This is a genomic window from Oryzomicrobium sp. (genome assembly GCF_036820405.1).
Lineage (GTDB): Bacteria > Pseudomonadota > Gammaproteobacteria > Burkholderiales > Rhodocyclaceae > Oryzomicrobium.
The window spans coordinates 77,360-103,855 of the sequence record NZ_DAISLS010000005.1; the positions used below are offsets into that span (position 1 = coordinate 77,360).

Genomic DNA, 26,496 nt, shown 5'->3' on the forward strand with positions numbered 1-26,496 from the left:
CAATCTCACCGCTCGATGACCGCCTCGATCGATTTCTACGACGGCCGCAGCGCCCGCCGCCAGCGGGTTGTCCTGCGCCTGGACGGCGAGCGGCTATGCCTGGATGGCGAGGTCGGGAGCCGCTCCTACCCCATTGAGGCATGCCGCCTGGACGAACCCCTGGGCGGGGCTCCCCGGGTGCTGGCCCTGCCTGACGGCGGGCACTGCGAGATCCCCCGCACGAGCGGTGGCGCAGACCTCCTGGCCCAGCTCGGAGCCAGGCTCGGCGCCCGGGACGGGGCCAGCGGCGCCGTGGCCCGCCTTCAGCGCCGCTGGACGGTGGCCCTGGCGTCCCTCGTCGTCACCGTGGCGGCCCTGGCCGCCGCCTACCAGTGGGGGCTGCCCTGGGCCGCGGGAATCGTGGCCCCCCGGATTCCGGCGGCGCTGACCCAGCACATCTCGGACGCGGCCCTGTCGACCCTGGACAGGACCCTGCTCAAGCCCTCGGCCCTGCCGGAGGAGCGCCAGCAGGCACTGCGCAGCCGGATGGCGGCCGTGCTCGGCCCGCCGCAAGGCGGTGCCGGGCGCCCGGCCTACGCGCTGCATTTCCGCCAGGGGCCGATGCCCAACGCCTTCGCCCTGCCCAGCGGCGACGTGGTGGTATTCGACTCCCTGGTGAAACTGGCCGGCAGCGACGACGAGGTGGTGGCGGTGATGGCCCACGAACTGGGCCATGTGGCCTATCGCCACGGCCTGCGCCAGCTGCTGCAAAGCTCGGTGGTGGCCTACGCGGTCGGCCTCTACCTGGGCGACGTGTCGTCCCTGGCCAGCGGCATGGCCGCCCTGGTGCTGGAATCCCGCTACTCCCGGGATTTCGAGTCGGAGGCGGACCGCTACGCGGCCGACCGGCTGCGTCAGGCGGGGCTGTCCCCCGAGCTGCTGGGGCAGATGCTCGCCCGCCTGGACCGAGGCCAGCCGGGCCATGACGGCCACGGCAGCCGCGACGCGGTGCCCGGTGGCGACCTGCTTGCCTCCCACCCGGATACCCAGGCCCGTATCGAGGCCTTGCGCCGGTTGTCGCCTGGGCGTCCCTGAACGCCTGTCTGCGGGGCGGGGCATACCCCGCGCCGTCATGGCCATGAGTGCTGCCACATGCTGGCGGCACCCACTACCTTCGAAAGCACCGCCCCCATCCTGGCATTCCAGGCGACATGCTCTGGAAGCAAGAATGGGCGCGGTGTTTGGCGATGCCCCTTGCGAGTGGGGCGCCCCACCTGGGGATTGGCCCCGTCAGTACTTGAAGCGCCGCACCAGGGTGTTCAGTTCGGCGGCGAGCTTTTCCAGGCTTTCCGCCGTGGCGGCGGTGTTCTGCATGGCGGCGCTGGTCTGTTCGACCATCTGGGCGATGTGCTCGACCTTCTGGGCGATGCTGGTGCTGGCGGCGCTTTGCTCGTGGGTGGCGTCGGCTACGTCGTTGATGCGGTCCAGGGTGTTGGCGGCGCTTTCCCGGATGCCGCGCAGGGATTCGGCCGCGTTCTGGGCCATGTCGACGCCGGCGTTGACCTGAGGCAGGGCGGCACCCATGACCTGGACCGCTTCGCTGGTTTCGCTCTGGATACCCTGAAGCATCTCCTCGATCTCCACGGTGGCGGTGGAGGTGCGTTCGGCCAGCTTGCGCACCTCGTCGGCCACCACGGCGAAGCCGCGGCCGGCCTCGCCGGCCCGGGCCGCCTCGATGGCGGCGTTCAAGGCCAGCAGGTTGGTCTGGGCGGCGATCTCCTTGATCACCCCGGCGATCGACGAGACCTGCTGGGCCCGCTCTTCCAGGGAGCGGATGCGCTCCGCAGTCTGGCTGGCGCTCTCGGAAATGGTGGTCATGGCCCGCACCGCATCTTCGACCCGGCCTTCGCCCTGCTCGGCCAGTTCCGCCGAGCGCAGGGACTCGTTGCGGGTGTCCTGGGCGCTGGCCGAGATGTGGTTGATGCTCACCGTCATCTGCTCGATGGCAGCGGCCATGGCCGAGGTGGCGTCGGCCTGCTGGTGGGACGAAATCGAGACTTCCCGGGCGGCGGTGCTGATGCGCTCGGCGTTGGTCACCAGGGTTTCCGAGCCCTGGCCGATTTCCCGGGCCATGGCGCGGATGGCGGCGACCATGGTGGCGAAGGAGGCGAGCATGGAGCCGGCGGGGGCCGGTGGCACGCTCACCGTCAGGTCGCCGGCGGAGGCCCGGGCCATCAGGTCGATGGCTTCCGCGGGCTCGCCGCCCACCTGGCGCAGGATGCTGCGGCTGATCAGGAAGGTGATGAACCCGGTGGCGAGCAGGATGGCGAGGGCCACCGTGAGGTTGACGGCCATGCGCTCGCGGAATTCGCTGTCCACGTCATCGAGGTAGATGCCGGTGCCCACCACCCAGCCCCAGGGGGCGAACTTCATCACGTACTGGAGCTTGGGCACGGCCTTTTCCGGTGGCTGGCCGGGGCGGGGGAAGGCGGTGTCCACGTAGGCCGCCGGGGCGTTGGCCACGCCGGCCAGCATGTCCCGGATGGTGAAGCGGCCCTTGGCGTCCTTGATCTGGTCGCTCATGTTCTTGCCGGCCCAGTCGAGCTTGACCGGGTGCATCACGCTCACCCCCTCGGTGGACCAGACGTAGAGGTATTCGGCCTTGCCGTCGGCGCCGCCGTAGCGGGCCAGACGGATCATTTCCTTGGCCCGGCCCTGGGCCTCTTCCCGGGTCAGGGTGCCTGCCGCTTCCAGGGCCTGGAGGCCGGCGATGACGTTGTAGGCGTTTTCCACCTGGGTGCGGACCAGGGCCTTGCGCCCCTCGATCAGCTCATGGCGGGTGTTGAAAGCGGCAAGTGCGGTGATCAGGATCAGTCCGATCATCACGGTGGCGGTGATGACCAGCATCTTGGTGCGCAGGCGCAGACTTTCCAGCATGTTGCTCTCCTCCTGGTGGCTCTTGGGACGGCTGACCTCTGTGGGCGCCTGTCACGGTTGGAAATGCTGCGGCGTTGATTAGAGCACGGTTTTTCAGGCGCCGGGAGAGCTCCTGCGGATCGATTCGAGGTAGCCCTCCGCGTCCATCACCCCGCCGTTGCGCTGGGCTTTCCAGACGGCTTCGCCCAGGCATTCGAGCAGGCGGTGCAGGGCCTCGTGCTCGTCGTCGAAGCGGCGGCGCAGCCCGTCGTAGGCGGCGCGGATGCCCCGGGGCTGGTCGATCGACAACTGCTCGGCCACCGCCAGGTGAAGCGACAGGTGCAGGAAGGGGTTCATCGTGCCTTGCTCGGGCGTCCATTCCTTGCCGAGGGCCTCGGGGTCGGCCAGCAGGCCGTGGTATTCGGGATGCAGGGCGATGATGTCGGCGGCCGGGATTTCGGCGCCGGAGAGGACGGCGCCATCGCGCCACTTGCGGTAGGTGTCGCAGAAGAACTGGCGCACCTGGTCACGGCTGGGGTTGAACATGGTGTTGCTCGCTGGGTGGGGCTGCAAGGCCGGGAATCGAAGAGGGGGAAGAGAGTGAAGGGAGCGGTCGTCAGCCGGCTCGGGAGGCGACCACCGCCAGCACGCTGTTGTTGAGCTGGCGCGCGCCGCCGCCGGGGTTGGGCACCAGTTGGCCGCAGCCGTAGGCGCCGATGATCGGCAGCCCCGGATAGGCGTTGCGGAAGGCGCGCAGGTCCAGGTCGTCGCTGCCGTAGAAGTAGGGACCGCGGCCGATGCACGAGAACATCAGGCCGAATTCCGGACGGGGTGCTCGCTTGCGCAAGCGTTCCATGGCCGTTTCCATTTCGTGCTCGGCGCCCTGGGGCTGGCGCAGGCCCCAGGTTACCTGGGCCCCCGGGGTGACCCGGCGGGCCAGGGTGATGGAACGGTCCAGGTTGGCGGCGAGCAGTGGGACGATGCGGGCTCGGCCGGCGGCCAGGGCCTCGTCGGGTTTGCCGTCGGCGACCACCGCCACCAGCTGGTGCAGGGGCAGGGGGGTACGCTGCCGCACCGCTTCGGGCAGGGCCGCCAGCAGGGCTTCCAGGGCGGGGCGCTGGCCCAGGGTGTGCAGGTCGTAGCCCTCCACACCGGTGACCAGGGCCGGTGGGGCGAGCAGTTCCAGGCCCAGGGAGACGTTCCAGTCCAGGGTCAGTCCGGGGAAATAGGCTTCGGCCCGGCCGTCACTGGCCAGGCGCGACTGGCTCCAGACCGGCGTGGCCGGCGGCACGTGCAGCGGGCTGAAGCTGCCGCCCAGGGGGCTGAAGCTCCCGCCGAAGCGGGGCGGGCCGCCCTGCCAGTCCGGCAACAGATGGGGGGTGCCGGCCAGGGACAGGGGCATGCCGCTGCCGCTTGGCGCCAGGCCGTCGTCGTCGCAGAACAGCATGACGGCCACGGCAGGGCGGTCCACCACCCAGCCTTCTTCGGTGCACACGCCCATGGCCACGGCCCCGGCGATCTGGGTGGTGGCGGTGGCCCGGGTGGCCTGGCGCAGGGTTTCCCGGGCGATGCGGGTGAATTCCTCGGACAGGAACAGGAGGGCCGCCCGGGGATGCTGGCCGCCAAGCTTGGCCTGCGCTTGGGCCACGGCCTGGTCCACCAGGCCAGGGAGGGCATCGACACCAGCGACGAGGGCGGTTGCGACGGTCATTAGGCGACGGTCATCGGTGGGTCATAAGGGCGGCGGCGTGTCCGCGGTCTTGCCGGGGTACTCGCACAGGTCGGCGATGCAGCAGGCGCCGCAGTCGGGCTTGCGCGCCTTGCAGGTGTAGCGGCCGTGCAGGATCAGCCAGTGGTGGGCGTCCTGCTTGTAGACGGCCGGCACGACCTTCTCCAGGGCCTGCTCCACCGCCAGGGGCGTCTTGCCCGGGGCCAGCCGGGTCCGGTTGGCGACGCGGAAGATGTGGGTGTCCACCGCGATGGTGGGGTGGCCGAAGGCGGTGTTGAGCACCACGTTGGCGGTCTTGCGGCCCACGCCGGGCAGGGCTTCCAGGGCGTCCCGGGTCTGGGGCACCTCGCCGCCGTGGCGTTCGAGCAGCAGGGCGCAGGTGGCGATGACGTTCTTGGCCTTGGTGCGGTAGAGGCCGATGGTCTTGATGTACTCGCTCAGGCCGGCTTCGCCCAGGGCGAGCATGGCGTCCGGGGTGGGGGCCGCCGGGAAGAGCAGGCGGGTGGCCTTGTTCACGCCCACGTCCGTGGCCTGGGCCGAGAGGATCACGGCGATCAGCAGCTGGAACGGGCTGTCGTATTCCAGCTCGGTGGTGGGCGCCGGCATGGCGGCGGCCAGGCGGCGGAAGATTTCCTGTCGTTTGGCGGCGTTCACGGGGTCATCCCTGGGGGCCGGCGGCCGCTGGAGCGGGGCTGGAAGGCGAATGGGGCAGCGGCGGCCGTTTGGCCCGGGCGGCGCGGGCCTCCATCCAGTTCTTCCAGGCGATCAGGCAGCCGAGCAGGATGAAGGCGCCGGGGGGCAGGGAGGCCAGCAGCAGGCCCGGGTAGTCTTCCGGCAGGAGGCGCAGGGCGTGGGTGCCGGGAATCACCAGCTCGATGCCCGACAGCAGGGTGCCGGCGCCGATCAGTTCGCGCAGCCCGCCGAGCAGGCTCAGGGTCCACAGCATGCCCAGGCCCATGAACACCCCGTCCAGGGCGCTGTGCAGGGGCGGGTTCTTGGCGGCGAAGGCTTCCACCCGGGCGAGCACGATGCAGTTGGTGACGATCAGCGGGATGAAGATGCCGAGCACCAGGTAGAGCCCGTGCAGGCCGGCGTTGAAGGCCAGGTCCACCATCGTCACCAGGGTGGCGACGATGAGGATGAACACCGGGATACGGATCTCGTGGGGGATCAGGTGGCGCAGGCTGGCCACGGCGGCGCCGGAAAGGGCCATCACCAGCAGGGTGGCCAGGGACAGCATGGCGCCGTTGGTGGCGTTGGTGGTCACCGCCAGCAGCGGGCACATGCCGAGGATCTGCACCAGGCTGCTGTTCTGTTTCCACAAGCCGTTGTTGGCGATCGATGCGAATTCGTCGCGGCGGATCATGGTTGCTCCTTGGCGCTGACGGCGTAGAGGGCCTCGCCCCGGGCGGCGGCGAAGTCCAGGGCCTTCTTCACCGCCTTGACCACGGCCCGGGGGGTGACGGTGGCGCCGGCCACGGAATCGAAGCGGCCGCCGTCCTTCTTCACCCGCCAGCCCGATGCCGGCACGTCGGCCAGGGACAGTCCGGCGAACTGGCCGATCCAGGGATGGGCCTTGTTCTTGTCCTTGTTCGGGTCGATGTAGTCGCCCAGGCCCGGGGTTTCCTTGTGCTGGGTGACGCGCACGCCGAGCAGCCGCCCGTCGGCCCCCACCGCCAGCACCAGGCGGATCGCCCCGGCGTAGCCATCCGGCGCCACGGCTTCGAGCACCAGGGCGGCGGGCCGGCCCTGCTTGCGGGCGCGCAGCACCTGGCCGCCGTCGGGCAGCCCCAGTTCCGGGGTGGCGGGCAGGGCCAGGGCGTCAGCCAGCAGGTCGTTGTCGTAGCTGCCCGGGGGCAGCACCTCGTTGATCAGGCGCATCTTCTCCTCCCGGGCCGAGGCCTCGATGGCCGGCCGGGTGAGGCGGTAGGCCCCGGCCAGCAGGCCGGTGAAGACGATGACGAAGACGAACAGGATCAGGGCGGTGCGCCGCGCCATGGCGGCGGCGCCGATCACGCCGGCCGGCGCCGGGGGCGTCGTCCCGGGCATTGGGGGTTGGGGGCCGTGCATGTCAGCGGCCTTCCTTGCGGCCCAGTTCGGCCATGGCTTTGGCGCCGAAGATGGGGGGCTGGGTGTACATGTCGATCAGGGGCACGCACAGGTTCATCAACAGCACGCCGAAGGCCACCCCGTCCGGGTAGCCGCCGAACACCCGGATCAGGTAGGCCAGGGTCGCCGCGCCGGCGGCGAAAAGCAGCTTGCCCCGGGGCGTGGTGCTGCCCGACACCGGGTCGGTGGCGATGAAGAAGGCACCGAGCAGGGTGCCGCCGGAGAAGAGGTGGAACAGGGGCGAGGCGAAACTGGCGCCGTCGAACAGCCACAGGGCGCCGGCCAGGACGGCCATGGCGCCCAGGTAGGCCGCCGGCACGTGCCAGGTCATGATCCGCCGCGCCACCAGGAACAGGCCGCCCGCCAGGTAGCCCAGCCCCACCCATTCCCAGCCCCGGCCGCCCAGGGGGCCGTAGATGCCAGCGTCGGCCAGCACTGCGGCGACGCTGCCGTTGCCTTCTGCCAGCTTGAGGGCGGTCTTCAGGTGGTCGAGGGGGGTGGCGCCAGTCAGGGCGTCCAGCCCAGCCCGGTGGCCGAGGATGGCGTCGAGCTGGGCGGCGAAGGCGTCCGGGCCGGAAATACCCGGCCACTGGGAGATCAGGGCCGGGTAGGAGACGATGACCACGGCAAAGCCCACCATGGCCGGGTTGAAGGGGTTCTGGCCCAGGCCGCCGTAGAGGTGCTTGGCCACCACGATGGCGAACAGCACCGCCACCACCGTCAGCCACCAGGGCACGATAGGGGGCAGGGTCAGGGCCAGCAGCCAGGCGGTGACCAGGGCCGACAGGTCGGCGAGGGCAGGCCCCATCGGCTTGCCGCGCAGGCCCAGCATGGCGGCCTCGGCTGCCAGTGCTGTGGCGCTGGCGATGGCCAGCTGGACCAGGATGGCCGGGCCGAACCACCAGACGTAGGCGGCGATGCCTGGCACCAGGGCGAGCAGCACCTGGGCCATCACCCGGGTGACGCTGGCCGGCTTGAGCAGATAGGGCGCGGGTTGGTCGATCATGACGTCAGGGCGTGCTGGTGCGGTCGGCATCGGCCGGGGGGGGCGAAGAGGCCGGTGCGGCGTGGGGATCGGTGGAGAGGGGGGCGGCGGCCGTGCCGGTCGCACCAGCCGGGGAGGCCAGCCCGGTGCTCTCGCGGCGCTGGTCGATGGCCGCCACCGCCGCCTGCTGGGCCGGCGTCAAATTATCGGTGTTGCGCGGTTTGGCGGCGGCGCGCTGGGCCCGGGCGCGGGCCATGGCCGCGGCGATGGCGGCCTTCTTGGCCGCTTCCTCGTCCGTGGTGGCGTCGGCCGGGACTGGGGCTGCGCTTGCAACCGGTGTCGGCGCGGTGGCTGGCGTGGCGGACTCGCGGCGGGCGTCGATGGCGGCGATCTCGGCCTGACGGGCCGGGCTCAGGCCGTCGGTGTTGCGCGGCACCGCGCTGGCGCGCTGGGCCCGGGCACGTTCCAGGGCGGCGGCGATGGCGGCCTTCTTGGCGGCTTCGGCATCGCCGTTGCCGTCGGCGGCCGGGGAGGGGGCGGCCACGGTAGCGCTAGTCGTGACGTCGGCGCCGGGGGCCGCCGGCGCCGGTCGCTCCGACGCCGTGGCGGCCGGTGCCGTCTTTTCCGCCTGGCGGGCGGCGGCCTTGGCCAGGCGCTCGGCCTTCTCGGCCTTTTCCCGCTCGTCGCGCAGTTGCTTGAATTCGAAACGGGTCTTGGCCGCTTCGGCCGCCGCCTTTTCCTTTTCCCGGGCCCAGATCTCGCTCTTGGCGAAGCGGAAGTAGGACACCAGGGGGATGTGGGAGGGGCAGACGAAGTTGCAGCAACCGCATTCGATGCAGTCGAACAGGGCGTATTCCTGGGCCTTGCCGAAGTTCTTGGCGCGGCTCCACCAGTACAGCTCGAAGGGTTGCAACTGGTGGGGGCAGGCCCGGGCGCATTCGCCGCAGCGGATGCAGGGCATTTCCGCCGGCTTGGGCGGAAACAGGGCCGGCGAATGGGCGATCAGGCAGTTGGTGGCCTTGACCACCGGAGCGGCGGTGTCGGGCAGCATCACCCCCATCATCGGCCCGCCCATGACCACGCCATCGGTATCCGGCCTGGGGGCGGCCAGGGCCATCACCTCGGCGATGGGGGTGCCGATGCGCACGTCCCAGTTGCGGGCGCTGCCCACGTTGCCGGTGACGGTGACCAGCCGGGAGGTGACCGGCTCGCCAAAGGCCACGGCGCGCCAGGCGGTGTAGGCGGTGGCGACGTTGAAGCACTGCACGCCCTGGTCGGTGGAGCGCTGGGCGGCGGGCACTTCCTTGCCGGTGAGCACCCGGATCAGCTCCTTGGCGCCGCCGGTGGGGTAGCGGGTGGGCACCGCCACCACGGCAAAGTCTTCGCCGGCCTTGGCCACGGCGGCCTGCATGGCGGCGATGGCCTCGGGCTTGTTGTCCTCGATGCCGATCAGCACCCGCTTGGGCTTGAGCAGATCGCGGAACAGGGCGGTGCCGGCGACGATGCCCTCGGCCCGCTCCCGCATCAGCAGATCGTCGCAGGTGATGTAGGGCTCGCACTCGGCGCCGTTGATCACCAGCTCGTCCAGGGCCCCGGCCTTGCCGGCGCTGAGCTTGGCGTGGGAGGGAAATACCGCCCCGCCCAGGCCGACTACGCCGCTCTGCTGTAGGTAGGCGCGCACCCCGTCCGGGCCCAGGGCTGCCGGGTCCGCCGGCTGGCGCTCGATCCAGGCGTCGCGTCCGTCGGCCTCGATCACCACCGCCAGGGCGGGCAGGCCCGAGGGGTGGGGCATGGGGGCGTCCTCGATGGCCACCACGGTGCCCGAGGTGGGGGCGTGCACCGCCGCCGAGATCCAGCCGTCGGCCTCGCCGATGCGCTGGCCGCGCAGCACGGCATCGCCTACGGCGACGCAGGGCCGTGGTGTGCCGCCGATGCTCTGGTGCAATGGCACCACGTAGCGCGCCGCCAGGGGCGCCTCGGCGATAGGCAGGGCGGTGGATTCGGCCTTGTGACTGGCGGGCTTGACCCCGCCCTTGAAGGAGAAGATGCCCATCAGGCTGCCTGCGCGGGAGATGGGTGGGGCGGCGTGGCCGCCGCCGGCCGGATCGCCGTCACCGGGTACTTCCACTTCCAGGTGGCGATGTCCTCGGCGATGGGTTCCATGCTGATGCATTCCACTGGGCAGGGCGGCAGGCACAACTCGCAGCCGGTGCACAGGGATTCGACCACGGTGTGCATCTGCTTGGCGGCGCCGACGATGGCGTCCACCGGGCAGGCCTGGATGCACAGGGTGCAGCCGATGCAGGTCTGCTCGTCGATCAGGGCCACGGCCTTGGGTTTTTCCACCCCGTGGTCGGCGGACAGGGGCTTGAATTCGCGGCCGAGCAGGTCGGCCAGGCGGCGGATGCCTTCTTCGCCACCGGGGGGGCACTGGTTGATGTCGGCCTCGCCCTTGGCGATGGCCTCGGCGTAGGGGTGGCAGCCGGCGAAGCCGCACTGGCCGCATTGGGTCTGGGGCAGGCAGGCGTCGATCTTGTCCACCAGGGGATCGCCCTCGACCTTGAAGCGGATCGAGGCGTATCCCAGGGCGGCGCCCAGAACCAGGGCGCCCAGGGCCATGACGGCGATGGCGGACAGCATCACTGGTACCTGTCCAGGCCGGAGAAGCCCATGAAGGCCAGGCTCATCAGCCCGGCGGTGACCATGGCGATGGCGGTGCCCTTGAAGTAGGCCGGCACGTCGGCGCCCTCGATCCGTTCGCGGATGCCGGCGAACAGGATCAGCACCAGAGAAAAGCCCACCGCCGAGCCGGCGCCGAACAGCAGGGATTCGACGAAATCGTGGCGGTTGGTGACGTTGAGCAGGGGTACGCCGAGGACGGCGCAATTGGTGGTGATCAGCGGCAGGTAGATGCCCAGGGTCTGGTGCAGCACCGGCGAGGACTTCTGGATCGCCATCTCGGTGAGCTGGACGATGGCGGCGATGGTGACGATGAACGACAGGGTGCGCAGGTATTCCAGGCCGAAGGGCAGCAGCAGGAAATGGTCGATGATGTACGACGCGCCGGTGGCTACGGTGAGCACGAAAGTGGTGGCGGCGCCCATGCCGAGGGCGGTCTCCAGTTTCTTGGAAACGCCCATGAACGGGCAGAGCCCGAGGATTTTCACCAGCACGACGTTGTTGACCAGCACCGCGCCGACGACCACGAACAGGTAATGGCTCATAGCAAGAAGTGCATTGGCTCGAATGGCTGTGTGAACTGCATTGGCTGGCCCGGATTATCGGCTTCCCCGGGCCGGGCTTCAACCATGCCGTCGGGGTGGATGAGGTATTTTTGGACAGGATACGGTCAGAGAGACCGGGAAAGCCCGTGAAATCCAAGCTTTCCCCTGCGCCGGTGAGGATGTTTTCCGGGGCCGGCCGGCCCCGGAACGGCCGGCGTCAGCCCTTGCGCGGCAGGACCTTGGCCAGTTCGGTGGCGGCTTCTCGGATCAGATCCGGGCCCCGGTAGATGAAGCCGGTGTACAGCTGGACCATGCTGGCGCCGGCCTCGGCCTTCTTGCGTGCGTCCAGGCCGTTGAGGATGCCGCCCACGCCGATGATCGGCACTTCGCCGGCCAGGGCTTCGGCCAGGGCGCGCACCACGGCGTCGGACTTGAGGCGCACCGGCGCGCCGGACAGGCCGCCGGCCTCCTGGGCGTGGGCCAGGCCCTCGACCCCTTCGCGGCCGATGGTGGTGTTGGTGGCGATCACCCCGTCGATGCGGTGGCGCTTCAGGGCGTCGGCGATGGCCACGATCTGGGCCGGCTCCAGGTCCGGGGCGATCTTCAGCGCCAGAGGCACGTAGCGGCCGTGCTGGTCGGCCAGGCGGGTCTGGGCCGCCTTGAGCTGGCCGAGCAGGTCATCCAGGGCATCGTCCCGTTGCAGCTCGCGCAGGTTCTTGGTGTTGGGGCTGGAGATGTTGACCGTGACGTAGCTCGATACGCTGTAAACCTTGTTCAGGCAGGTCAGGTAGTCGTCGGCGGCCTTGTCGATGGGGGTGTCGAAATTCTTGCCGATGTTGATGCCGAGCACCCCGCCGCTCTGGGCGAAGCGGGACCTGGCCACGTTGGCGAGCAGGCCGTCCACCCCGTGGTTGTTGAAGCCCATGCGGTTGATGATGGCTTGGGCCTCGGGCAGGCGGAACAGGCGGGGCTTGGGGTTGCCCGGCTGGGCGCGGGGGGTGACGGTGCCGATCTCGATGGCGCCGAAGCCCATGGCGGCCAGGCCGTCGATGTACTCGCCGTTCTTGTCCAGGCCGGCGGCCAGGCCCACCGGGTTGGGGAAGGTCAGGCCCATCACCTCGACCGGGTGGGCGGGAATGGCGGGGGCCAGCAGGCGGGAGAGACCGCAGGCGGCGGTGAAGTTCATCCCGGAGAGGCCCAGGTGGTGGGCGGTCTCGGGGTCGAAGGAGAAGAGGGCGGAGCGGAGCAGGGTATAGAGCATCCCGCCATTTTACCCCAGCCCCGGGAGCCGGCCGACCATCGGCCCGGACCCCAGGCAGGGCGCGGACCTCGACGATGCCATCGCGGGATGGCGCGCCGATGCTGGTTCTGCGCAATGACCCTCTGGAGATCGGCCACTGGCGCGGGGTTTGGCTGAGTCGGTTTGCCCGTGTCAGCCGGGGACGGGGCCTTGCAGGTCGGCCTCGGTCAGCGCCCGCCACTCGCCGTCCACCAGCCCCTCCAGGGGGCGGAAGCGGGATTTGTAGGCCATCTTCGGGCTCTCTCGGATCCAGTAGCCCAGGTACAGGTAGGGCAGGTGGTTGGCCAGGCACTGGCTGGCCTGCCAGACGATGTTGTAGGTGCCCAGGCTGGCCTGGGTCAGGTCCGGGTCGAAGAAGGTGTAGACCGACGACAGGCCGTCGGTGAGCACGTCGATGACGCTGACCATGACCACCCGGCCGGCGTCGGAAAATTCCACCAGCCGGGTGTCCACCCGGCTTTGCAGCAGGAAGTGGGCGTACTGCTCCTGGCTGTCCTGGTCCATGCCGCCCCCCGGGTGGCGGGCCGCCTGGTAGCGGTTGTAGAGGTCGTAGTGGGCGTCGTAGAAGCCCAGGGGCAGTTCGCGCACGGCCAGGTGGCCGTTGCGGCGCAGGGCGCGGCGCTGGGAACGGTCGGGGACGAAGCGCTCCACCGGCAGGCGCACCGGCACGCAGGCCCGGCAGTGGTCGCACCAGGGGCGGTAGGTGAACACGCCGCTGCGGCGGAAGCCGCGTCGCACCAGGGAGCTGTAGACCTCGGTGGTGATCAGGTGGGTGGGGGTGGCGACCTGGGAGCGGGCGGTGCGGTCCGCCAGATAGCTGCAGGGATAGGGCGACGTCGCGTAGAACTGCAGCAGCGAGAAGGGCAATTCGGAATCGTCGAGCAGCGCCATGGTCAGTCGTCAGTCTTGCCAGGGTGATTGCGGCGGAAGTCGGGCCCCGTCGGCGGGCCAGAGTCCGTCAGGATACGCCTCGGGCGCTCCGGTCAGTTCGGCCAGCCATGCCTCGAACTCGCCCCGGGGGATTTCCCGGGCCCCCAGGGAGGCCAGGTGGGGGGTGCGCATCTGGCAGTCGATCAGCCCGAAACGGTGGCTGTGGAGGAAACGGACGAGATGGGCCAGGGCCACCTTGGAAGCATCGCTCTCCCGGGAAAACATCGACTCGCCATAGAACATGCGCCCGATGGCTACGCCGTACAGCCCACCCACCAACCGTTCCTCCACCCAGACTTCGACCGAATGGGCGCGGCCCAGTTCATGAAGCTCGCCATAGGCCCGGTGGATGGCCGGCACGATCCAGGTGCCGTCCTGGCCCGGCCGGGGCATGTCGGCGCAGGCGGCCATGACCTCGGCGAAGGCCGTGTCCAGGCGCACCTGGTAGGGGCCGCTGGCCAGGCGCCCCTGGCGCAGTCGCCGGGCCAGGGAGCGGGAAAGCTTGAATTCGCCGGGAAACAGCACCATGCGCGGGTCCGGTGACCACCACAGGATCGGCTGGTCGTTCCCGTACCAGGGGAAGATGCCGCGCCGGTAGGCGGCCAGCAGCCAGGCGGCGGACAGCTCCCCGCCGGCGGCCAGGAGCCCGTTGGGCTCGTCCAGGGCCAGGCCGGTGGGGGGGAAGCGGGGTGCGGCGCCGGGGCGCAGCCAGGGGATCATGGCGCGGCGGAGGCAGCGGTGGTCGGGGAGATTGCGGCCGTGGCCGGCGCCTGGAAGGTCACCACGTGGTCCACGTCGAGGCGGATGCCGATCTTCTCGCCCAGGGCGTGGTTGTGGTGCGAGGGCACCAGGGCGAGCACCCGGGCGCCGCTGTCCAGGCGCAGGGTGTAGAGGATCTGGGCGCCGCGGAAGGCTTTGTGCTCGACGGCGGCGGTGATCGGGCTCAGGTCGTCGTGCACCACGTCGTCGGGGCGCAGCAGCACGTCCACGTGGCAGCCCGATTCGGCCTTGGGGCAGGTGGCGCAGGACTGGCCGGCGGGGTTGGCGGCGCCGCACTCCAGGGGCACCGCCGATTCGAGCCGGCCCAGTTCCACCGTCACTTCGGTGGGGCTCACCACCCGCCCGGGGATGAAGGCGCCCTGGCCGACGAAGTCGGCGACGAAGCGATTGGCCGGCCGGTGGTAGAGGTTGTAGGGGGTGTCCCACTGTTGCAGCCGGCCGCCGTGCATCACCCCTACCTCGTCGGCCATGGCAAAGGCTTCGTGCTGGTCGTGGGTGACCAGGATGGCGGTGGTGCCGCTCTGCTTGAGGATGTCGCGCACTTCCAGGGAGAGGCGCTCGCGCAGTTCCGTATCCAGGTTGGAAAAGGGCTCGTCGAGCAGCACCAGGCGGGGCCTGGGGGCCAGGGCCCGGGCCAGGGCGACGCGCTGCTGCTGGCCGCCGGAAAGCTCGTGGGGATACTTTGCCCCCTGGCCGGTGAGGCCCACCAGCCGCAGCATCTCCTCCACCCGGGGGGCGCGTTCGCCCCGGGGCAGGTGGCCCAGGCCGAAGGCCACGTTGGCGGCCACAGTGAGGTGGGGGAAGAGGGCGTAGTCCTGGAACACCATGCCGATGCGACGTTTTTCCGGAGCCAGGTGGGCGCCGGGGGAGGAAACCGTCTCGCCGGCCAGGCGGATTTCGCCGGCGGCGATCTCCTCGAAGCCGGCGATGCAGCGCAGCAGGGTGGTCTTGCCGCAGCCCGAGGGGCCGAGCAGACAGCCGATGGCGCCGGGGGAAACGGTCAGGCTGATGCCATCGACCACGGTGTGGAAGCCGTCCGGGGTGGCATAGCGCTGGACGACGTTGCGGAGTTCGAGGTGAGCCATGGGCACGGCAGGGGTCAGCGGCGGGCGTTGCGCCCGGGGGCGGCGGCGGGTTTGGGGAGAAGCATTCTCATCTCGCCCATTATAATGGGCAAAAAAACGCCGCCTTCCCCGTTCAGCTCGTTCAGTCCATCCCGCGCGCCTTTCGGCGATTTCCGTGACTTCCCTCCGCCACCCGTTCCGTTCCCCTTTTCGCCTCCGCCGCGCCTTTTCCCCTCTGCTCGTCCTGGCCCTGGCGGTGGCGGCCCTGGTCGGCCTGCCGGTGGCCAGCGTCCTGGCCAACCTGGCCCAGGGCGGCACCAGCGGTACCTGGAGCCACCTGGCCGGCACCGTGCTGCCCGAATACCTGCTCAACACCGTCTGGCTGTGCCTGGGGGTGGGGGCGGGCACGGCGGCCGTGGGGGTGGGGGCGGCCTGGCTGACCACCATGCACGAGTTCCCCGGGCGGCGCTTCTTCGAATGGGCCCTGGTGCTGCCCCTGGCCATGCCGGCCTACGTGCTGGCCTATGTCTATACCGACTTCCTGCAATTCGTCGGGCCCTTGCAGACGGCCCTGCGCGAGACCTTCGCCTGGCAGCGCGGCGACTACTGGTTCCCCGAGGTGCGCAGCCTGGGCGGGGCCATCGCCATGTTCGTGGCGGTGCTCTACGCCTATGTGTACCTGCTCGCCCGCACCGCCTTCCTGGAGCGCAGCGGCGGGCTGCTGGAGGCTGGACGGATGCTCGGCCTGTCGCCCTGGGCCAGTTTCCTGCGCATCTCCCTGCCCCTGGCCCGGCCGGCGGTGGCCGCCGGGGTGGCCCTGGCGCTGATGGAGACCTTGGCCGACTACGGCACGGTGGCCTACTTCGCCGTGCAGACTTTCACCACCGGCATCTACCGGGCCTGGTTCTCCCTGGGGGACCGGGTGGCCGCCGCCCAGCTGGCGGCCTGCCTGCTCGGCTTTGTCGCCCTGCTGCTGGTACTGGAGCGCTCCTCCCGGGGGCGCGCCCGCTTCGGCGGCGGCAGTCAGCGGCGCGGCCCGGCGCGCAGCCGCCTCACCGGGGCCACGGGCTGGCTGGCGACCCTGGGCTGCACCCTGCCGCTCTTGGCCGGTTTCGTCCTGCCCGCCCTGCTGTTGGTGCGGCTGGCCTTGGGCGATAGCGAGGAAGGCCTGGGCTGGCAGCGCTTCGCCCTGCTGGCGCGCAACAGTGCCACCCTGGCGACCCTCACCGCCCTGGCGGCGGTGTTGCTGGCCCTGCTGCTGGCCTACGGGGCGCGGCTGGCCAAGCGTCCGGCGGCCCGGGTGCTGAACCGGCTGGTGGGGCTGGGCTACGCCGTGCCTGGCTCGGTGATCGCGGTGGGGGTGCTGATCCCGGTGACGCGCCTCGACAACTGGCTGGCGGGCCAGTGGCTGGCCTGGTTCGGCAGCAATCCCGGGTTGCTCATCACCGGCGGCATCAGCGCCCTGGTCTATGCCTACCTGGTGCGTTTCCTCGCCATCGCCTTACAGACCGTGGAGGCCAGCCTGGGCAAGATCACCCCGCACATGGACGAGGCGGCGCGTAGCCTGGGTCTGACCCAGGGGCGCATCCTGGCCCGGGTCCATGCGCCGCTGCTACGCGGCAGTCTGCTCACCGCCGCCCTGCTGGTGTTCGTGGACGTGATGAAGGAACTGCCCGCCACCCTGGTGATGCGGCCCTTCAACTTCGACACCCTGGCCACCCAGACCTACACCCTGGCCGCCGACGAGCGCCTGGCCGAGGCGGCCCTGCCGTCCCTGGCCATCGTTGCCGTGGGGCTGCTGCCCCTGATCGCCCTGTCGCGCCAGATCGCCCGCAGTCGCAGGGGGTGAGGGCGCGGTCGCGGGGCCGGAGCCACTGGGGCCTTCCGGCCTATGGGGCGGTGGGCGGCCTTCCTTTCTAGCGTTTTTCCCGCGTCCCTGCTGCTGGTGGATTCCCGGCGTTCGGCGAAATCCGGAATCCAGGCGCCGCTCCGTGGATTTAACCCAGGCCAAAGCCGTGGCGGGCCGGGGCCGCCACACTGCCCGCTCCCTTGTCCCCACCTGCTTTTCGCCGGCCCCGTGGCGCCCCGCGCGCCGGCCGGTGCCTGCCTGAAGGAGCCCGGCCGTGCCCATGCCCGACTTTTTTGCCTTTGCCCCGACCCTGACGGTGCGCGATCCCCTGGCCGACTTCCTAGGCGCGGCGGAGGAGGGCGTGCTCACCTACGCCTACACCGACGCGGTGCGCCTGGCCGGCCATTCCTGCCCCACCGTGGCTGGGGCCTGGCTGATGGCCTGCCGCGGTCTGGCGGCCCTCTACCCGGAGGGCCTGCCGGAGCGGGGCGGCATCCTGGTGGAGCTTCCCGGGCGGCGCGACGAGGGGGTGACCGGGGTCACCGCCAGCGTGTTCACTCTGGTCACCGGCGCCACCGAGGATTCGGGCTTCCGCGGCCTGGCGGGGCGCTTCAACCGCCGCAACCTGCTTGGCTTCGGGCGCGGGGTGCCGGGAGACGTCCGATTGACGCGGCTGGCCACGGGGGCGGCGGTGGATGTGGTCCTGGACCTGGGCCTGGTGCCGGCGAACCCGGAAACGGGCGCCCTGATGGGGGCCTGCCTGACGGGGGAGGCCGACGAGGCCATGCAGGCCGATTTTCGCGCCCTGTGGCAGGGGCGGGTACGGGCGCTGCTCGAACGGGCGGCCGACCCGGCCCTGGTGCGGGTGGCATCAGCGGAATGACAGAGGACAGCCCTCGATACATTAATTTTCTTCATGTATTCGAAGGCTTGTCTGATGAAACTCAAGAACTGGCGCGGACCTTGGGTTTTTGGTTGAGCGGTTGTATTAATTTTATTAATGAATTGCCCGGCCGCGGCTTGCTGTCCCCCGCCCGATTGCCGGCAAACATCTGCGGCTGCGGCACTGCCGGAACCTGGTAATTGGCGCGTCCGGTTGGCGCCGCAAACGACAACGCCCCGCGACTGCGGGGCGTTTGCGTTGGTACGGCTCCGCCACGGGCCGGGGCCGGTGGCAGAGCGTTGTGCCCGGCCAGGACTTAGCGGAAGCCGGCCCGGTCGAAGACCACCTGGGCCTTGGTCCGGTACATGGCCAGGGAGCCCACCGGCAGGGCGTCGGCCTTGAACTTGCCGAGGCTGTCCAGGGCCGGGTTGGCGAACTTGAGCCCGGCCACCACCGGCCACTCGTTGTTGCCGTCGGCGAAGTAGCGCTGGGCGTCGTCGGAGGCCAGGTATTCGAGGAACTTCACCGCCGCTTCCTTGTGCGGGGCGGTCTTGAGCATGCCGCCGCCGGAAACGTTGATGTGGGTGCCGTAGGACTTCTGGTTGGGCCAGATCACGCCCACGGCCTCCATGGTCTTTTTGTCCTCGGGCTTGTCGGACCGCATGATGCGGGCCACGTAGTAGGTGTTGGAGATGGTCACGCCGCATTCGCCGGCGGCCACGGCCTTGATCTGGTCGGTGTCGCCGCCCTTGGGGGCACGGGCGAAGTTGGCCACCAGGCCCCGGGCCCACTGCTCGGCCTTGGCCTCGCCCTGATGGGCGATGATCGCCGACATCAGGGACAGGTTGTAGGGGTGGGAGCCGGAGCGGGAGCAGAACTTGCCCTTGAGCTTGGGATCGGCCAGGTCTTCGTAATTCTGCACGTCGGCGGCCTTGACCGCGGCCTTGTTGTAGACGATCACCCGGGCCCGGGTGGAAAACGAGAACCAGTCGTCGGTGCGCAGGTTGGCCGGGATGCGGGATTCGAGCAGCTTCGACTTGACCGGGGCAAACAGGCCCAGTTCGTGGGCCACCGCTAGGCGGGCCGCGTCCACGGTGAGGAACACGTCGGCCGGGCTGTTGGCGCCCTCGTTCTTGATGCGTTCGAGCAGCTCGTCTTCCTTGGCCTCGATGCGGTTGATCTTGATGCCGGTCTGCTTGGTGAAGTTCTCGTAGAGCTTTTCGTCGGTCTGGTAGTGGCGGGCGGAGTAGAGGTTGAGCACCTTTTCCTCGGCGGCCTGGGCCAGGGTGGCGGAGAACCCGGCGCCGGCCAGGGCCAGGATCAGGGTGCCCAGGGGGCGGGCGAACGGGGTCTTCTTCTCGTGCGGTTTCTTCATCGGGCGGGCTCCGGTGGGCGTCTGGATGAGCGATTCCCGGGGGGATGGCTTGGCCCGGGCGGGGCGGGCAACAGGCCGCGGTGGCACAGGGCCGTGTGCAGGAATCGTCCCGGCAGATTCTAGTCAGCCTGTAAAGAAATGTAAATGAGAAGATTTCTTGTTAACGACGTGGGGAGATGCTCAATCGGCAATCGCCGGCCCGGAAACGAAAAAACCGGCCAGGGGCCGGTTTTCTGCGGGACGATCGGTTTGAACCTGGATCGCTTTACTTCTCGGTGATCCGCCGGGCACCGTCGTAGCGCTGGGTCCAATAGGCCTGGCGCATATCCTCGACGCGGATTTCGCCGCCGGGACGGGGGGCGTGGACGAACTGGTTGTTGCCCAGGTAGATGCCCACGTGGGAGAAGGCGCGGCGCATGGTGTTGAAGAACACCAGGTCGCCTGGCTTGAGTTCGGTCTTGGAAATCTGCTCGCCCACGTCGCTCATCTCGCGGGCGGTGCGGGGCAGGCTGATGCCGATGGATTCGGAGAAAACGCGCTGGACGAAGCCGGAGCAGTCCATGCCCACGTCGGGGTTGGTACCGCCGCGCCGGTAGGGGACGCCGACGAATTCCAGCCCCTTGATGATCAGTTCCTGAACGCCGCTGGAATAGCGTTGGAAGAAGCTCTGTTCGTCGCCTTTGAGCTCATCTGCCGAGACGGAGAAGGGGGCGGAGACGAGAATCGCCGCAGCCAAGGCCGTCAGGAATTTGAGGGTTTTTTTGCGCATGGGTCCGGACTTTATTTGAGAATCAGTCTCTTGTAAAGCCTTTGAAGCGATAGGGAATTTTGCCGTCATCTGTGCCATTTCCGATGAACATGCGGCCGGATCGCCGCCGGACCGGGGCAGGGGCGTCCGGGCTGGCTATAATCGGGGCTTCCAGACAACCGCCGGTCCGGCCCGCAATGCGCCTGGGTCCGGCTCATGACGATTCCAGGAGCTACCGTGCAGGCATTCAAGGCGTTGTTGATCGAGGAGCGGGACGTTGCGGGCAAGAAGGCCGTGGTCAGCGGGCTCACCACCCTGACCGAGGCCGACCTGGACCCGGGCGAGGTGACCATCCGGGTCGCCTATTCGAGCGTCAACTACAAGGACGCCCTGGCGGCCACCGGCAAGGGCAAGATCATCCGCCGCTTTCCCTGCGTGGGCGGCATCGACCTGTCCGGCGTGGTGGAGGCCAGCACCGATCCGCGCTTCGAACCGGGCGACAAGGTGATCGCCACCAGCTTCGACATCGGCGTGGCGCACCACGGCGGCTACGCCGAGTTCGCCCGGGTGCCGGCCGACTGGGTGGTCCGGTTGCCTGCCGGCATGGACCTGAAGCGGGCCATGGCCCTGGGCACCGCCGGCTTCACCGCCGCCCTGGGCGTCCAGCGCATGGAAGACAACGGCCTGACCCCGGACAAGGGGCCGGTGATCGTCACCGGCGCCACCGGCGGGGTGGGCAGCCTGGCGGTGGACATGCTGGCCGGCCTGGGCTACGCGGTCACCGCCCTGACCGGCAAGCCCCAGGAAGAGGCTTACCTGAAATCCCTGGGTGCCAAGGACGTCCTGCTGCGCGGCGACCTAGACCTGGCCAAGATCCGCCCCCTGGACAACGCCCGCTGGGCCGGGGCGGTGGACAACCTGGGCGGCGAGGTGCTTGCCTGGATTCTCTCCACCATGCAGCAGGCCGGCACCGTGGCCTCCATCGGCTTGGCCGCCAGCATGAACCTGCCGACCACCGTGGCCCCCTTCATTCTGCGCGGCGTCAGCCTGCTCGGCGTCGATTCAGGCTACATCGGCTTCCCCATCCGTCAGCGCATCTGGGACCGGCTGGCCGGCGACCTGAAGCCCCGGCATCTGGACGAAGTGACCCGGACGGTGGCCCTGGATGACCTGCCGGCGGCCTTCGACGCCTTCATCGCCGGCCAGGTCAAGGGCCGCACGGTGGTGGCGGTGAACCCGTCCCTGGAAGGGTGACCATGAACGACGCGGTGGTGCCGCCCAAGGTCCTGATCGTCGACGATTCGCGCATCGTCCGGGCTTCCCTGATCCGCCACATCAAGAGCCGCTACGAGGTTCGGGAGGAGGAAGACGGGGAGGCAGGTTGGCAGACCCTGGTGCTCGACCCGACCATCCAGGCGGTGATCTCGGACCTGTCGATGCCGGTGCTCGACGGTTTCGGCCTGCTGGAGCGCATCCGCCAGTCCAAAATTGGCCGCATCCGCCGCCTGCCGGTGATCATGATTTCCGGCGAGGACGACGACGACGCCTGCAACCGGGCCCAGGCCGGCGGCGCCTCGGACTTCATCTCCAAGGGCGTGGGCACCGCCGAACTGCTCACCCGTCTCGACGCCCAGATCCGCCTGGCCCAGGCCGAAGAGGCCCTGGACGCGGTGCGGGACGATGCGGTGAAGAATCCCCTGACCGGCCTGTTCACCCGCCGCTACCTGGAAAACCAGGCCGACCAGGCCTGCTCCCTGGCCCAGCGCAAGGGGGGCGAGGTGTCGCTGCTGATGATCGGCTTCGACCGGCTGGCGGCACTCACCGAACAATACGGCGCCTCGGTGGTGGAGCAGCTGGTGGCCCAGTTCGGCCGCCTGCTGGCCAGCAAGATCCGCCGCGAGGACAGCCTGGGGCATTTCGGCACGGCCCAGTTCGCCATCGTCTCGCCGGGCACCCCGGGGGCCTCGTGCCGCTCCTTCGCCCTGCGCCTCAAAGAAGCGGTGGAAACCGCCCACGTGGCCTTCCACGGTCAGCGGGTGGATCTGTCGGTGAGCATCGGCATCGCCAACAACTGTGACGACCGTTCCGCCGCCGCCAATCATCTGCTGGCCCTGGCCGGGGAGCGCATGGGCGAGGCCATCGCCGCCGGCGGCAACCGGGTGGTGGGCTGCGAGGCCGAGGGGCGCCGCCCCGACGCCATCACCCTGGAACGGGCCCTGGCCCTGCTGGAAGCCGGCCGGGGCGACATGGTGCGCGGCAGCAGCCAGGACGTGGCCCGGCGCCTGCTGCCTCTGCTTCGGTTTTTGAATTATGAATTACAATGGCAGCTTCCAGTGGACGAGCTGGAACGCCAACTCAACCAGCATCATCCCGGACAAACCGGCTGACGAATGCGTACTGCCGGACCGGGATAGCGACTTCACAAAAGAACCGAATCACCGAGGGAGAAGATCCATGTCCAGCAGTACGAGTTACCAGGAGTTCTACCAGCAGTCGATCGACCAGCCCGACGCCTTCTGGGGCGAGCAGGCCAAGCTGATCGACTGGCACAAGCCGTTCGAGCAAGCCTGCGACTTCTCCCGTCCGCCGTTCGCCAAGTGGTTCGTCGGCGGCGAAACCAACCTCTGCTACAACGCGGTGGATCGTCACGCCGCCAAGCGCCCCAACGACCGGGCGCTGATCTTCATCTCCACCGAGACCGACACCGAGACGGTCTACACCTTCGCCGAGCTGCAGCGCGAGGTGGAGCGCATGGCCGCCATCTACCAGAGCCTGGGCGTGACCAAGGGCGACCGGGTGCTGATCTACATGCCGATGATCGCCGAGGCCTGCTTCGCCATGCTCGCCTGTGCCCGCATCGGCGCCATCCACTCGGTGGTGTTCGGCGGTTTTGCCTCCGGCTCCCTGGCCACCCGCATCGACGACGCCCAGCCCAAGCTGATGGTCACCGCCGACGCCGGCATGCGCGGCGGCAAGGCCGTGCCCTACAAGCATCTGGTGGACGAGGCCTGCGCCCTGGCCCAGACCCCGCCGCAAAAAGTGCTGATCGTGGACCGCGGCCTGGACAAGGGCTTCCCCAAGGTGGCCGGCCGCGACGTGGATTACGCCGAACTGCGTGCCCAGTACATGGACGCCCAGGTGCCCGTGATCTGGCTGGAATCCTCCGAGCCGTCCTACATCCTGTATACCTCCGGCACCACCGGCAAGCCCAAGGGCGTGCAGCGCGACACCGGCGGTTACGCCGTGGCCCTGGCCTCCACCATGAAGCACATCTACTGCGGCGGCGAGGGCGAGACCATGTTCTCCACCTCCGACATCGGCTGGGTGGTGGGCCACTCCTACATCATCTACGGCCCGCTACTCGCCGGCATGGCCACCATCATGTACGAGGGCACCCCGCTGCGCCCGGACGCCGGCATCTGGTGGCAGATCGTCGAGAAGTACAAGGTCAACGTGATGTTCTCCGCTCCCACGGCGGCCCGCGTCCTGAAGAAGCAGGACCCGGCGTACATGCACAAGTACGACCTTTCCAGCTTGAAGCACCTGTTCCTGGCCGGCGAGCCCCTGGACCAGCCGACCCACGAGTGGATCATGGGCGAGTTGAAGATTCCGGTGATCGACAACTACTGGCAGACCGAAACCGGCTGGCCGATCCTGTCCTCCGTGCCCGGCGTGGAAAAGACCAAGCTCAAGTTCGGCTCCCCCAGCTTCCCGGTCTATGGCTACAACCTGAAGATCTTCCGCGAGGACGGTTCGATCTGCGACGCCAACGAAAAAGGCATCGTCGGCATCGTCCCGCCCCTGCCGCCCGGCTGCCTGTCCACCGTGTGGGGCGACGACGACCGCTTCGTCAAGACCTACTTCAGCCTGTTCACCGAACCCCAGGTCTATTCCTCCTTCGACTGGGGCATCAAGGACGACGAGGGCTACCACTTCATCCTCGGCCGTACCGACGACGTGATCAACGTGGCCGGCCACCGCCTCGGCACCCGGGAGATCGAGGAGGCCGTGCAAGGCCACTCCGCCATCGCCGAAGTGGCGGTGGTGGGCGTCAACGACGCCCTCAAGGGCCAGATGCCGATGGCCTTCGCCGTGGTCAAGGACGCCAGCCGCATCGCCACCGCCGAGCAGCGCCAGCAGCTGGAGAAGGAAGTGATGGCCAAGGTGGACGAAAGCCTCGGCGCCATCGCCCGCCCCAGCCGGGTGCACTTCGTCACCGGCCTGCCCAAGACCCGTTCCGGCAAGCTGCTGCGCCGCTCCCTGCAAGCCCTGGCCGAAGGCCGCGACGCTGGCGACATGACCACCATCGAGGACCCGACCGCCCTGGAGCAGATCAAGCAGCTGCTGGCGGGCTGACCGCCCTTGGTCTTGGTCGTTTGCTCCTGACGGGCCGGAGTGGTGGAGCAGTCCGCTATTCCGCTACTCCGGCCCCCAAGGAAAAACCGGCCTGCTACCGCAAGGTGGCAGGCCGGTTTTTTTATACCCGTGCCGGAGCACCAGGCGGGGCGCCGGGTTTGAAAGTGGGTGGCCGGAAAGCCAATAGGGACGCGGGGTTTCATTTGGGCATCGTGGAGATGCCCTACTGGCGCGGGGTTTCGGTTTCTCCCCCTCGCGGTCCCTGGCGATGCTCACCCCTGGGCGGCGATCACCACCATCTCCACCTTGTAGCCCGGATTGGCCAGCCGGGCCTGGACGCAGGCCCGGGCCGGGGCGTGGCCTTCGGGCACCCAGGCGTCCCACACCGCGTTCATGGCGTCGTAGTCGGCCATGTCGGCCAAGTAGATGGTGACCAGCAGCAGGCGCTCCTTGCTGGAGCCGGCCTGGGCGAGCAGGCGGTCGAGGCTGGTAAGGATTTCGCCGGTCTGGGTGGCGGCGTCGGCCTCCAGGGACTGGGGCACTTCCACCAGGTAGGCGGTGCCGGCGAAGGCGGTGCTGTCGGCGTAGCGGCGGGTGACGCCGTGGCGTTGGATGGTCATGGGGGCTCCAGATAAAAAAGAAGCCGGCACGGAGCCGGCTTCTTGCTGACGGCCTGGGAAATACCAGGCGGGCCAGGATTGCCAGGATTTAGGCGACGGTGACCGGGATCTTGCCGATCTTGGCCTGCCATTCCTTCGGGCCGGTGTTGTGCACGCTGGTGCCGGAGGAATCCACGGCCACGGTGACGGGCATGTTCTGCACGTCGAACTCGTAGATGGCTTCCATGCCCAGGTCGGCGAAGCCCACCACCTTGGCGCTCTTGATGGCCTTGGCCACCAGGTAGGCGGCACCGCCCACGGCCATCAGGTAGGCGGACTTGTTGTCCTTGATGGCCTCGATGGCGACGGGGCCGCGCTCGGACTTGCCGATCATGGAGATGAGGCCGGTCTTCTCCAGCATCATGCGGGTGAACTTGTCCATGCGGGTGGCGGTGGTGGGGCCGGCGGGTCCGACCACTTCGTCACGCACCGGGTCCACGGGGCCCACGTAGTAGATGACCCGGTTGGTGAAGTCCACCGGCAGCTTCTCGCCCTTGGCCAGCATGTCCTGGATGCGCTTGTGGGCGGCATCGCGGCCGGTCAGCATCTTGCCGTTGAGCAGCAGCTTCTGGCCAGGCTTCCAGGAAGCGACTTCTTCCTTGGTCAGGGTGTCCAGATTGACCTGGGTGGCGGCCTTCAGGTCCGGGGTCCAGGTCACGGCGGGCCAGTCTTCCAGCTTGGGCGGCTCGATCTTGGCGGGGCCGGAACCGTCCAGGTGGAAGTGGCAGTGGCGGGTGGCGGCACAGTTGGGCACCAGGGCTACGGGCAGGTTGGCAGCGTGGCAGGGGTAGTCCAGCACCTTCACGTCGAGCACGGTGGTCAGGCCACCCAGGCCTTGGGCGCCGACGCCCAGGGCATTCACCTTTTCGTACAGTTCCAGACGCAGCTCTTCGGCCCGGGTCAGCTTGGCGCCGCTCTTGGCCTTGTCCTGCAGGTCATGGATGTCCACCGGGGCCATGATGGATTCCTTGGCCAGCAGCATGGCCTTCTCGGGGGTGCCGCCGATGCCGATGCCGATGATGCCGGGAGGACACCAGCCGGCGCCCATTTCGGGGATCTTCTTGAGGACCCAGTCCACCAGGTCGTCGGAGGGGTTGAGCATGGCGAACTTGGACTTGGCTTCGGAGCCGCCGCCCTTGGCGGCGCAGATCACTTCCACGTGGTCGCCCGGGACGATCTCGAAGTGCACCACGGCCGGAGTGTTGTCCTTGGTGTTCTTGCGGGCGCCGGCCGGGTCGGCCAGCACGGAGGCGCGCAGGGGGTTGTCCGGGTTGGCGTAGGCGCGGCGGACGCCTTCATCGACCATTTCCTGCAGGCTCATGGTGGCGTCGTCCCAACGGACGTTCATGCCGACCTTGAGGAAGACCATACCGATGCCGGTGTCCTGGCAGATGGGGCGGTGGCCTTCGGCGGCCATGCGGGAGTTGGTCAGAATCTGGGCGATGGCGTCCTTGGCCGCGGGGGATTCCTCGCGCTCGTAGGCTTCGCCCAGGGCCTTGATGTAGTCCAGGGGGTGGTAGAAGCTGATGTACTGGAACGCGTCGGCAATCGACTGGATGAGGTCTTCCTGGCGGATGGTCGTCATGGCTGGGCTCGTGGTGGAAAGGTCG

24 protein-coding genes are annotated in these 26,496 nt (G+C 69.1%); 6 read left to right on the plus strand and 18 right to left on the minus strand.

Annotated features, from left to right (window positions below):
• The first annotated feature begins 15 nt into the window (after window positions 1-15).
• Window positions 16-1,074: a M48 family metallopeptidase gene (locus tag V7Z98_RS05745; RefSeq protein ID WP_334157306.1), complete on the plus strand. Its 1,059-nt coding sequence runs from the start codon at window positions 16-18 to the stop codon at window positions 1,072-1,074.
• Between the two features lie 195 nt (window positions 1,075-1,269).
• Here the strand turns inward: V7Z98_RS05745 and V7Z98_RS05750 are convergent, their stop codons facing one another.
• The 14 genes from V7Z98_RS05750 to V7Z98_RS05815 form a co-directional block, all read right to left on the minus strand.
• Entirely contained in the window at window positions 1,270-2,916 is a 1,647-nt protein-coding gene (locus tag V7Z98_RS05750) for a methyl-accepting chemotaxis protein (protein WP_334157307.1), read from the minus strand.
• A gap of 93 nt (window positions 2,917-3,009) precedes the next feature.
• A complete protein-coding gene (locus tag V7Z98_RS05755) occupies window positions 3,010-3,441 on the minus strand; it encodes a DUF1841 family protein (RefSeq protein WP_293262085.1) in 432 nt (143 codons plus the stop codon).
• Window positions 3,442-3,511: 70 nt separating this feature from the next.
• On the minus strand, window positions 3,512-4,606 hold the full coding sequence (locus tag V7Z98_RS05760) for an FIST C-terminal domain-containing protein (protein WP_334157308.1): 1,095 nt from the start codon (window positions 4,604-4,606) through the stop codon (window positions 3,512-3,514).
• Window positions 4,607-4,627: 21 nt separating this feature from the next.
• A complete protein-coding gene (gene nth / locus V7Z98_RS05765; RefSeq protein ID WP_293262079.1) occupies window positions 4,628-5,278 on the minus strand; it encodes an endonuclease III in 651 nt (216 codons plus the stop codon).
• Window positions 5,279-5,282: 4 nt separating this feature from the next.
• Complete coding sequence (locus V7Z98_RS05770) at window positions 5,283-5,990, minus strand: electron transport complex subunit E (protein ID WP_293262076.1); 708 nt, start codon at window positions 5,988-5,990, stop codon at window positions 5,283-5,285.
• Window positions 5,987-6,673, minus strand: a complete 687-nt coding sequence (gene rsxG, locus V7Z98_RS05775) for an electron transport complex subunit RsxG (protein WP_442951817.1) — start codon at window positions 6,671-6,673, stop codon at window positions 5,987-5,989. The genes V7Z98_RS05770 and rsxG overlap by 4 nt, the downstream gene beginning before the upstream one ends.
• 22 nt (window positions 6,674-6,695) lie before the next feature.
• The gene (locus tag V7Z98_RS05780) at window positions 6,696-7,739 is read right to left on the minus strand and encodes an RnfABCDGE type electron transport complex subunit D (RefSeq protein WP_334157309.1); all 1,044 of its coding nucleotides are present in this window, start codon (window positions 7,737-7,739) and stop codon (window positions 6,696-6,698) included.
• Between the two features lie 4 nt (window positions 7,740-7,743).
• On the minus strand, window positions 7,744-9,771 hold the full coding sequence (gene rsxC, locus V7Z98_RS05785; protein ID WP_334157406.1) for an electron transport complex subunit RsxC: 2,028 nt from the start codon (window positions 9,769-9,771) through the stop codon (window positions 7,744-7,746).
• On the minus strand, window positions 9,771-10,358 hold the full coding sequence (rsxB, locus tag V7Z98_RS05790; RefSeq protein ID WP_334157310.1) for an electron transport complex subunit RsxB: 588 nt from the start codon (window positions 10,356-10,358) through the stop codon (window positions 9,771-9,773). Before rsxB ends, rsxC begins: the two co-directional genes overlap by 1 nt.
• On the minus strand, window positions 10,358-10,942 hold the full coding sequence (rsxA, locus tag V7Z98_RS05795; protein ID WP_293262064.1) for an electron transport complex subunit RsxA: 585 nt from the start codon (window positions 10,940-10,942) through the stop codon (window positions 10,358-10,360). The genes rsxB and rsxA overlap by 1 nt, the downstream gene beginning before the upstream one ends.
• Before the next feature lie 217 nt (window positions 10,943-11,159).
• Window positions 11,160-12,203 carry a quinone-dependent dihydroorotate dehydrogenase gene (locus tag V7Z98_RS05800; protein WP_334157311.1) on the minus strand — a complete coding sequence of 348 codons (1,044 nt, stop codon included), beginning with the start codon at window positions 12,201-12,203 and terminating at the stop codon, window positions 11,160-11,162.
• A gap of 171 nt (window positions 12,204-12,374) precedes the next feature.
• Window positions 12,375-13,133: an arginyltransferase gene (locus V7Z98_RS05805; protein ID WP_293262058.1), complete on the minus strand. Its 759-nt coding sequence runs from the start codon at window positions 13,131-13,133 to the stop codon at window positions 12,375-12,377.
• Window positions 13,134-13,142: 9 nt separating this feature from the next.
• On the minus strand, window positions 13,143-13,892 hold the full coding sequence (gene aat / locus V7Z98_RS05810; RefSeq protein ID WP_293262055.1) for a leucyl/phenylalanyl-tRNA--protein transferase: 750 nt from the start codon (window positions 13,890-13,892) through the stop codon (window positions 13,143-13,145).
• A complete protein-coding gene (locus V7Z98_RS05815; protein WP_334157312.1) occupies window positions 13,889-15,037 on the minus strand; it encodes an ABC transporter ATP-binding protein in 1,149 nt (382 codons plus the stop codon). The genes aat and V7Z98_RS05815 overlap by 4 nt, the downstream gene beginning before the upstream one ends.
• 154 nt (window positions 15,038-15,191) lie before the next feature.
• Here V7Z98_RS05815 and V7Z98_RS05820 point away from each other — a divergent pair, with 154 nt between their 5' ends.
• Window positions 15,192-16,865: an ABC transporter permease gene (locus tag V7Z98_RS05820; protein WP_334157313.1), complete on the plus strand. Its 1,674-nt coding sequence runs from the start codon at window positions 15,192-15,194 to the stop codon at window positions 16,863-16,865.
• Window positions 16,866-17,145: 280 nt separating this feature from the next.
• The gene (locus V7Z98_RS05825) at window positions 17,146-17,748 is read left to right on the plus strand and encodes a hypothetical protein (protein WP_334157314.1); all 603 of its coding nucleotides are present in this window, start codon (window positions 17,146-17,148) and stop codon (window positions 17,746-17,748) included.
• Window positions 17,749-18,064: 316 nt separating this feature from the next.
• Here the strand turns inward: V7Z98_RS05825 and V7Z98_RS05830 are convergent, their stop codons facing one another.
• Window positions 18,065-19,123, minus strand: a complete 1,059-nt coding sequence (locus V7Z98_RS05830; RefSeq protein ID WP_442951815.1) for a Fe(3+) ABC transporter substrate-binding protein — start codon at window positions 19,121-19,123, stop codon at window positions 18,065-18,067.
• Window positions 19,124-19,388: 265 nt separating this feature from the next.
• Window positions 19,389-19,892, minus strand: coding sequence for a C40 family peptidase (locus V7Z98_RS05835; RefSeq protein WP_334157315.1), 504 nt, complete (start codon window positions 19,890-19,892; stop codon window positions 19,389-19,391).
• A 216-nt stretch (window positions 19,893-20,108) separates the two neighbouring features.
• On the opposite strand from V7Z98_RS05835, the gene V7Z98_RS05840 reads away from it, so the two are divergent.
• From V7Z98_RS05840 to V7Z98_RS05850, 3 genes are all read left to right on the plus strand, one after another.
• Window positions 20,109-21,125: an oxidoreductase gene (locus tag V7Z98_RS05840; protein ID WP_334157316.1), complete on the plus strand. Its 1,017-nt coding sequence runs from the start codon at window positions 20,109-20,111 to the stop codon at window positions 21,123-21,125.
• Window positions 21,126-21,127: 2 nt separating this feature from the next.
• The gene (locus V7Z98_RS05845; RefSeq protein ID WP_293262038.1) at window positions 21,128-22,258 is read left to right on the plus strand and encodes a diguanylate cyclase; all 1,131 of its coding nucleotides are present in this window, start codon (window positions 21,128-21,130) and stop codon (window positions 22,256-22,258) included.
• 67 nt (window positions 22,259-22,325) lie between these two features.
• On the plus strand, window positions 22,326-24,227 hold the full coding sequence (locus V7Z98_RS05850; RefSeq protein WP_334157317.1) for a propionate--CoA ligase: 1,902 nt from the start codon (window positions 22,326-22,328) through the stop codon (window positions 24,225-24,227).
• A gap of 272 nt (window positions 24,228-24,499) precedes the next feature.
• Here V7Z98_RS05850 and V7Z98_RS05855 read toward each other — a convergent pair whose 3' ends face one another.
• Window positions 24,500-24,847, minus strand: coding sequence for a RidA family protein (locus V7Z98_RS05855; RefSeq protein ID WP_293262032.1), 348 nt, complete (start codon window positions 24,845-24,847; stop codon window positions 24,500-24,502).
• Between the two features lie 88 nt (window positions 24,848-24,935).
• Window positions 24,936-26,471, minus strand: a complete 1,536-nt coding sequence (locus V7Z98_RS05860; RefSeq protein WP_293261993.1) for a fumarate hydratase — start codon at window positions 26,469-26,471, stop codon at window positions 24,936-24,938.
• Window positions 26,472-26,496: the final 25 nt, after the last annotated feature.

Coding starts and splice junctions, on each gene's coding strand:
- V7Z98_RS05755 (WP_293262085.1), bottom strand. CDS start 3,441: ATGTTCAACCCCAGCCGTGACCAGGTGCGCCAGTTCTTCTGCGACACC.
- V7Z98_RS05835 (WP_334157315.1), bottom strand. CDS start 19,892: ATGCGCAAAAAAACCCTCAAATTCCTGACGGCCTTGGCTGCGGCGATT.
- V7Z98_RS05780 (WP_334157309.1), bottom strand. CDS start 7,739: ATGATCGACCAACCCGCGCCCTATCTGCTCAAGCCGGCCAGCGTCACC.
- V7Z98_RS05760 (WP_334157308.1), bottom strand. CDS start 4,606: ATGACCGTCGCAACCGCCCTCGTCGCTGGTGTCGATGCCCTCCCTGGC.
- V7Z98_RS05770 (WP_293262076.1), bottom strand. CDS start 5,990: ATGATCCGCCGCGACGAATTCGCATCGATCGCCAACAACGGCTTGTGG.
- rsxB (WP_334157310.1), bottom strand. CDS start 10,358: ATGCTGTCCGCCATCGCCGTCATGGCCCTGGGCGCCCTGGTTCTGGGC.
- rsxA (WP_293262064.1), bottom strand. CDS start 10,942: ATGAGCCATTACCTGTTCGTGGTCGTCGGCGCGGTGCTGGTCAACAAC.
- aat (WP_293262055.1), bottom strand. CDS start 13,892: ATGATCCCCTGGCTGCGCCCCGGCGCCGCACCCCGCTTCCCCCCCACC.
- V7Z98_RS05750 (WP_334157307.1), bottom strand. CDS start 2,916: ATGCTGGAAAGTCTGCGCCTGCGCACCAAGATGCTGGTCATCACCGCC.
- rsxC (WP_334157406.1), bottom strand. CDS start 9,771: ATGGGCATCTTCTCCTTCAAGGGCGGGGTCAAGCCCGCCAGTCACAAG.
- V7Z98_RS05745 (WP_334157306.1), top strand. CDS start 16: ATGACCGCCTCGATCGATTTCTACGACGGCCGCAGCGCCCGCCGCCAG.
- rsxG (WP_442951817.1), bottom strand. CDS start 6,673: ATGCCCGGGACGACGCCCCCGGCGCCGGCCGGCGTGATCGGCGCCGCC.
- V7Z98_RS05830 (WP_442951815.1), bottom strand. CDS start 19,123: ATGAAGAAACCGCACGAGAAGAAGACCCCGTTCGCCCGCCCCCTGGGC.
- V7Z98_RS05825 (WP_334157314.1), top strand. CDS start 17,146: ATGCCCGACTTTTTTGCCTTTGCCCCGACCCTGACGGTGCGCGATCCC.
- V7Z98_RS05860 (WP_293261993.1), bottom strand. CDS start 26,471: ATGACGACCATCCGCCAGGAAGACCTCATCCAGTCGATTGCCGACGCG.
- V7Z98_RS05815 (WP_334157312.1), bottom strand. CDS start 15,037: ATGGCTCACCTCGAACTCCGCAACGTCGTCCAGCGCTATGCCACCCCG.
- V7Z98_RS05850 (WP_334157317.1), top strand. CDS start 22,326: ATGTCCAGCAGTACGAGTTACCAGGAGTTCTACCAGCAGTCGATCGAC.
- V7Z98_RS05800 (WP_334157311.1), bottom strand. CDS start 12,203: ATGCTCTATACCCTGCTCCGCTCCGCCCTCTTCTCCTTCGACCCCGAG.
- V7Z98_RS05845 (WP_293262038.1), top strand. CDS start 21,128: ATGAACGACGCGGTGGTGCCGCCCAAGGTCCTGATCGTCGACGATTCG.
- V7Z98_RS05805 (WP_293262058.1), bottom strand. CDS start 13,133: ATGGCGCTGCTCGACGATTCCGAATTGCCCTTCTCGCTGCTGCAGTTC.
- V7Z98_RS05855 (WP_293262032.1), bottom strand. CDS start 24,847: ATGACCATCCAACGCCACGGCGTCACCCGCCGCTACGCCGACAGCACC.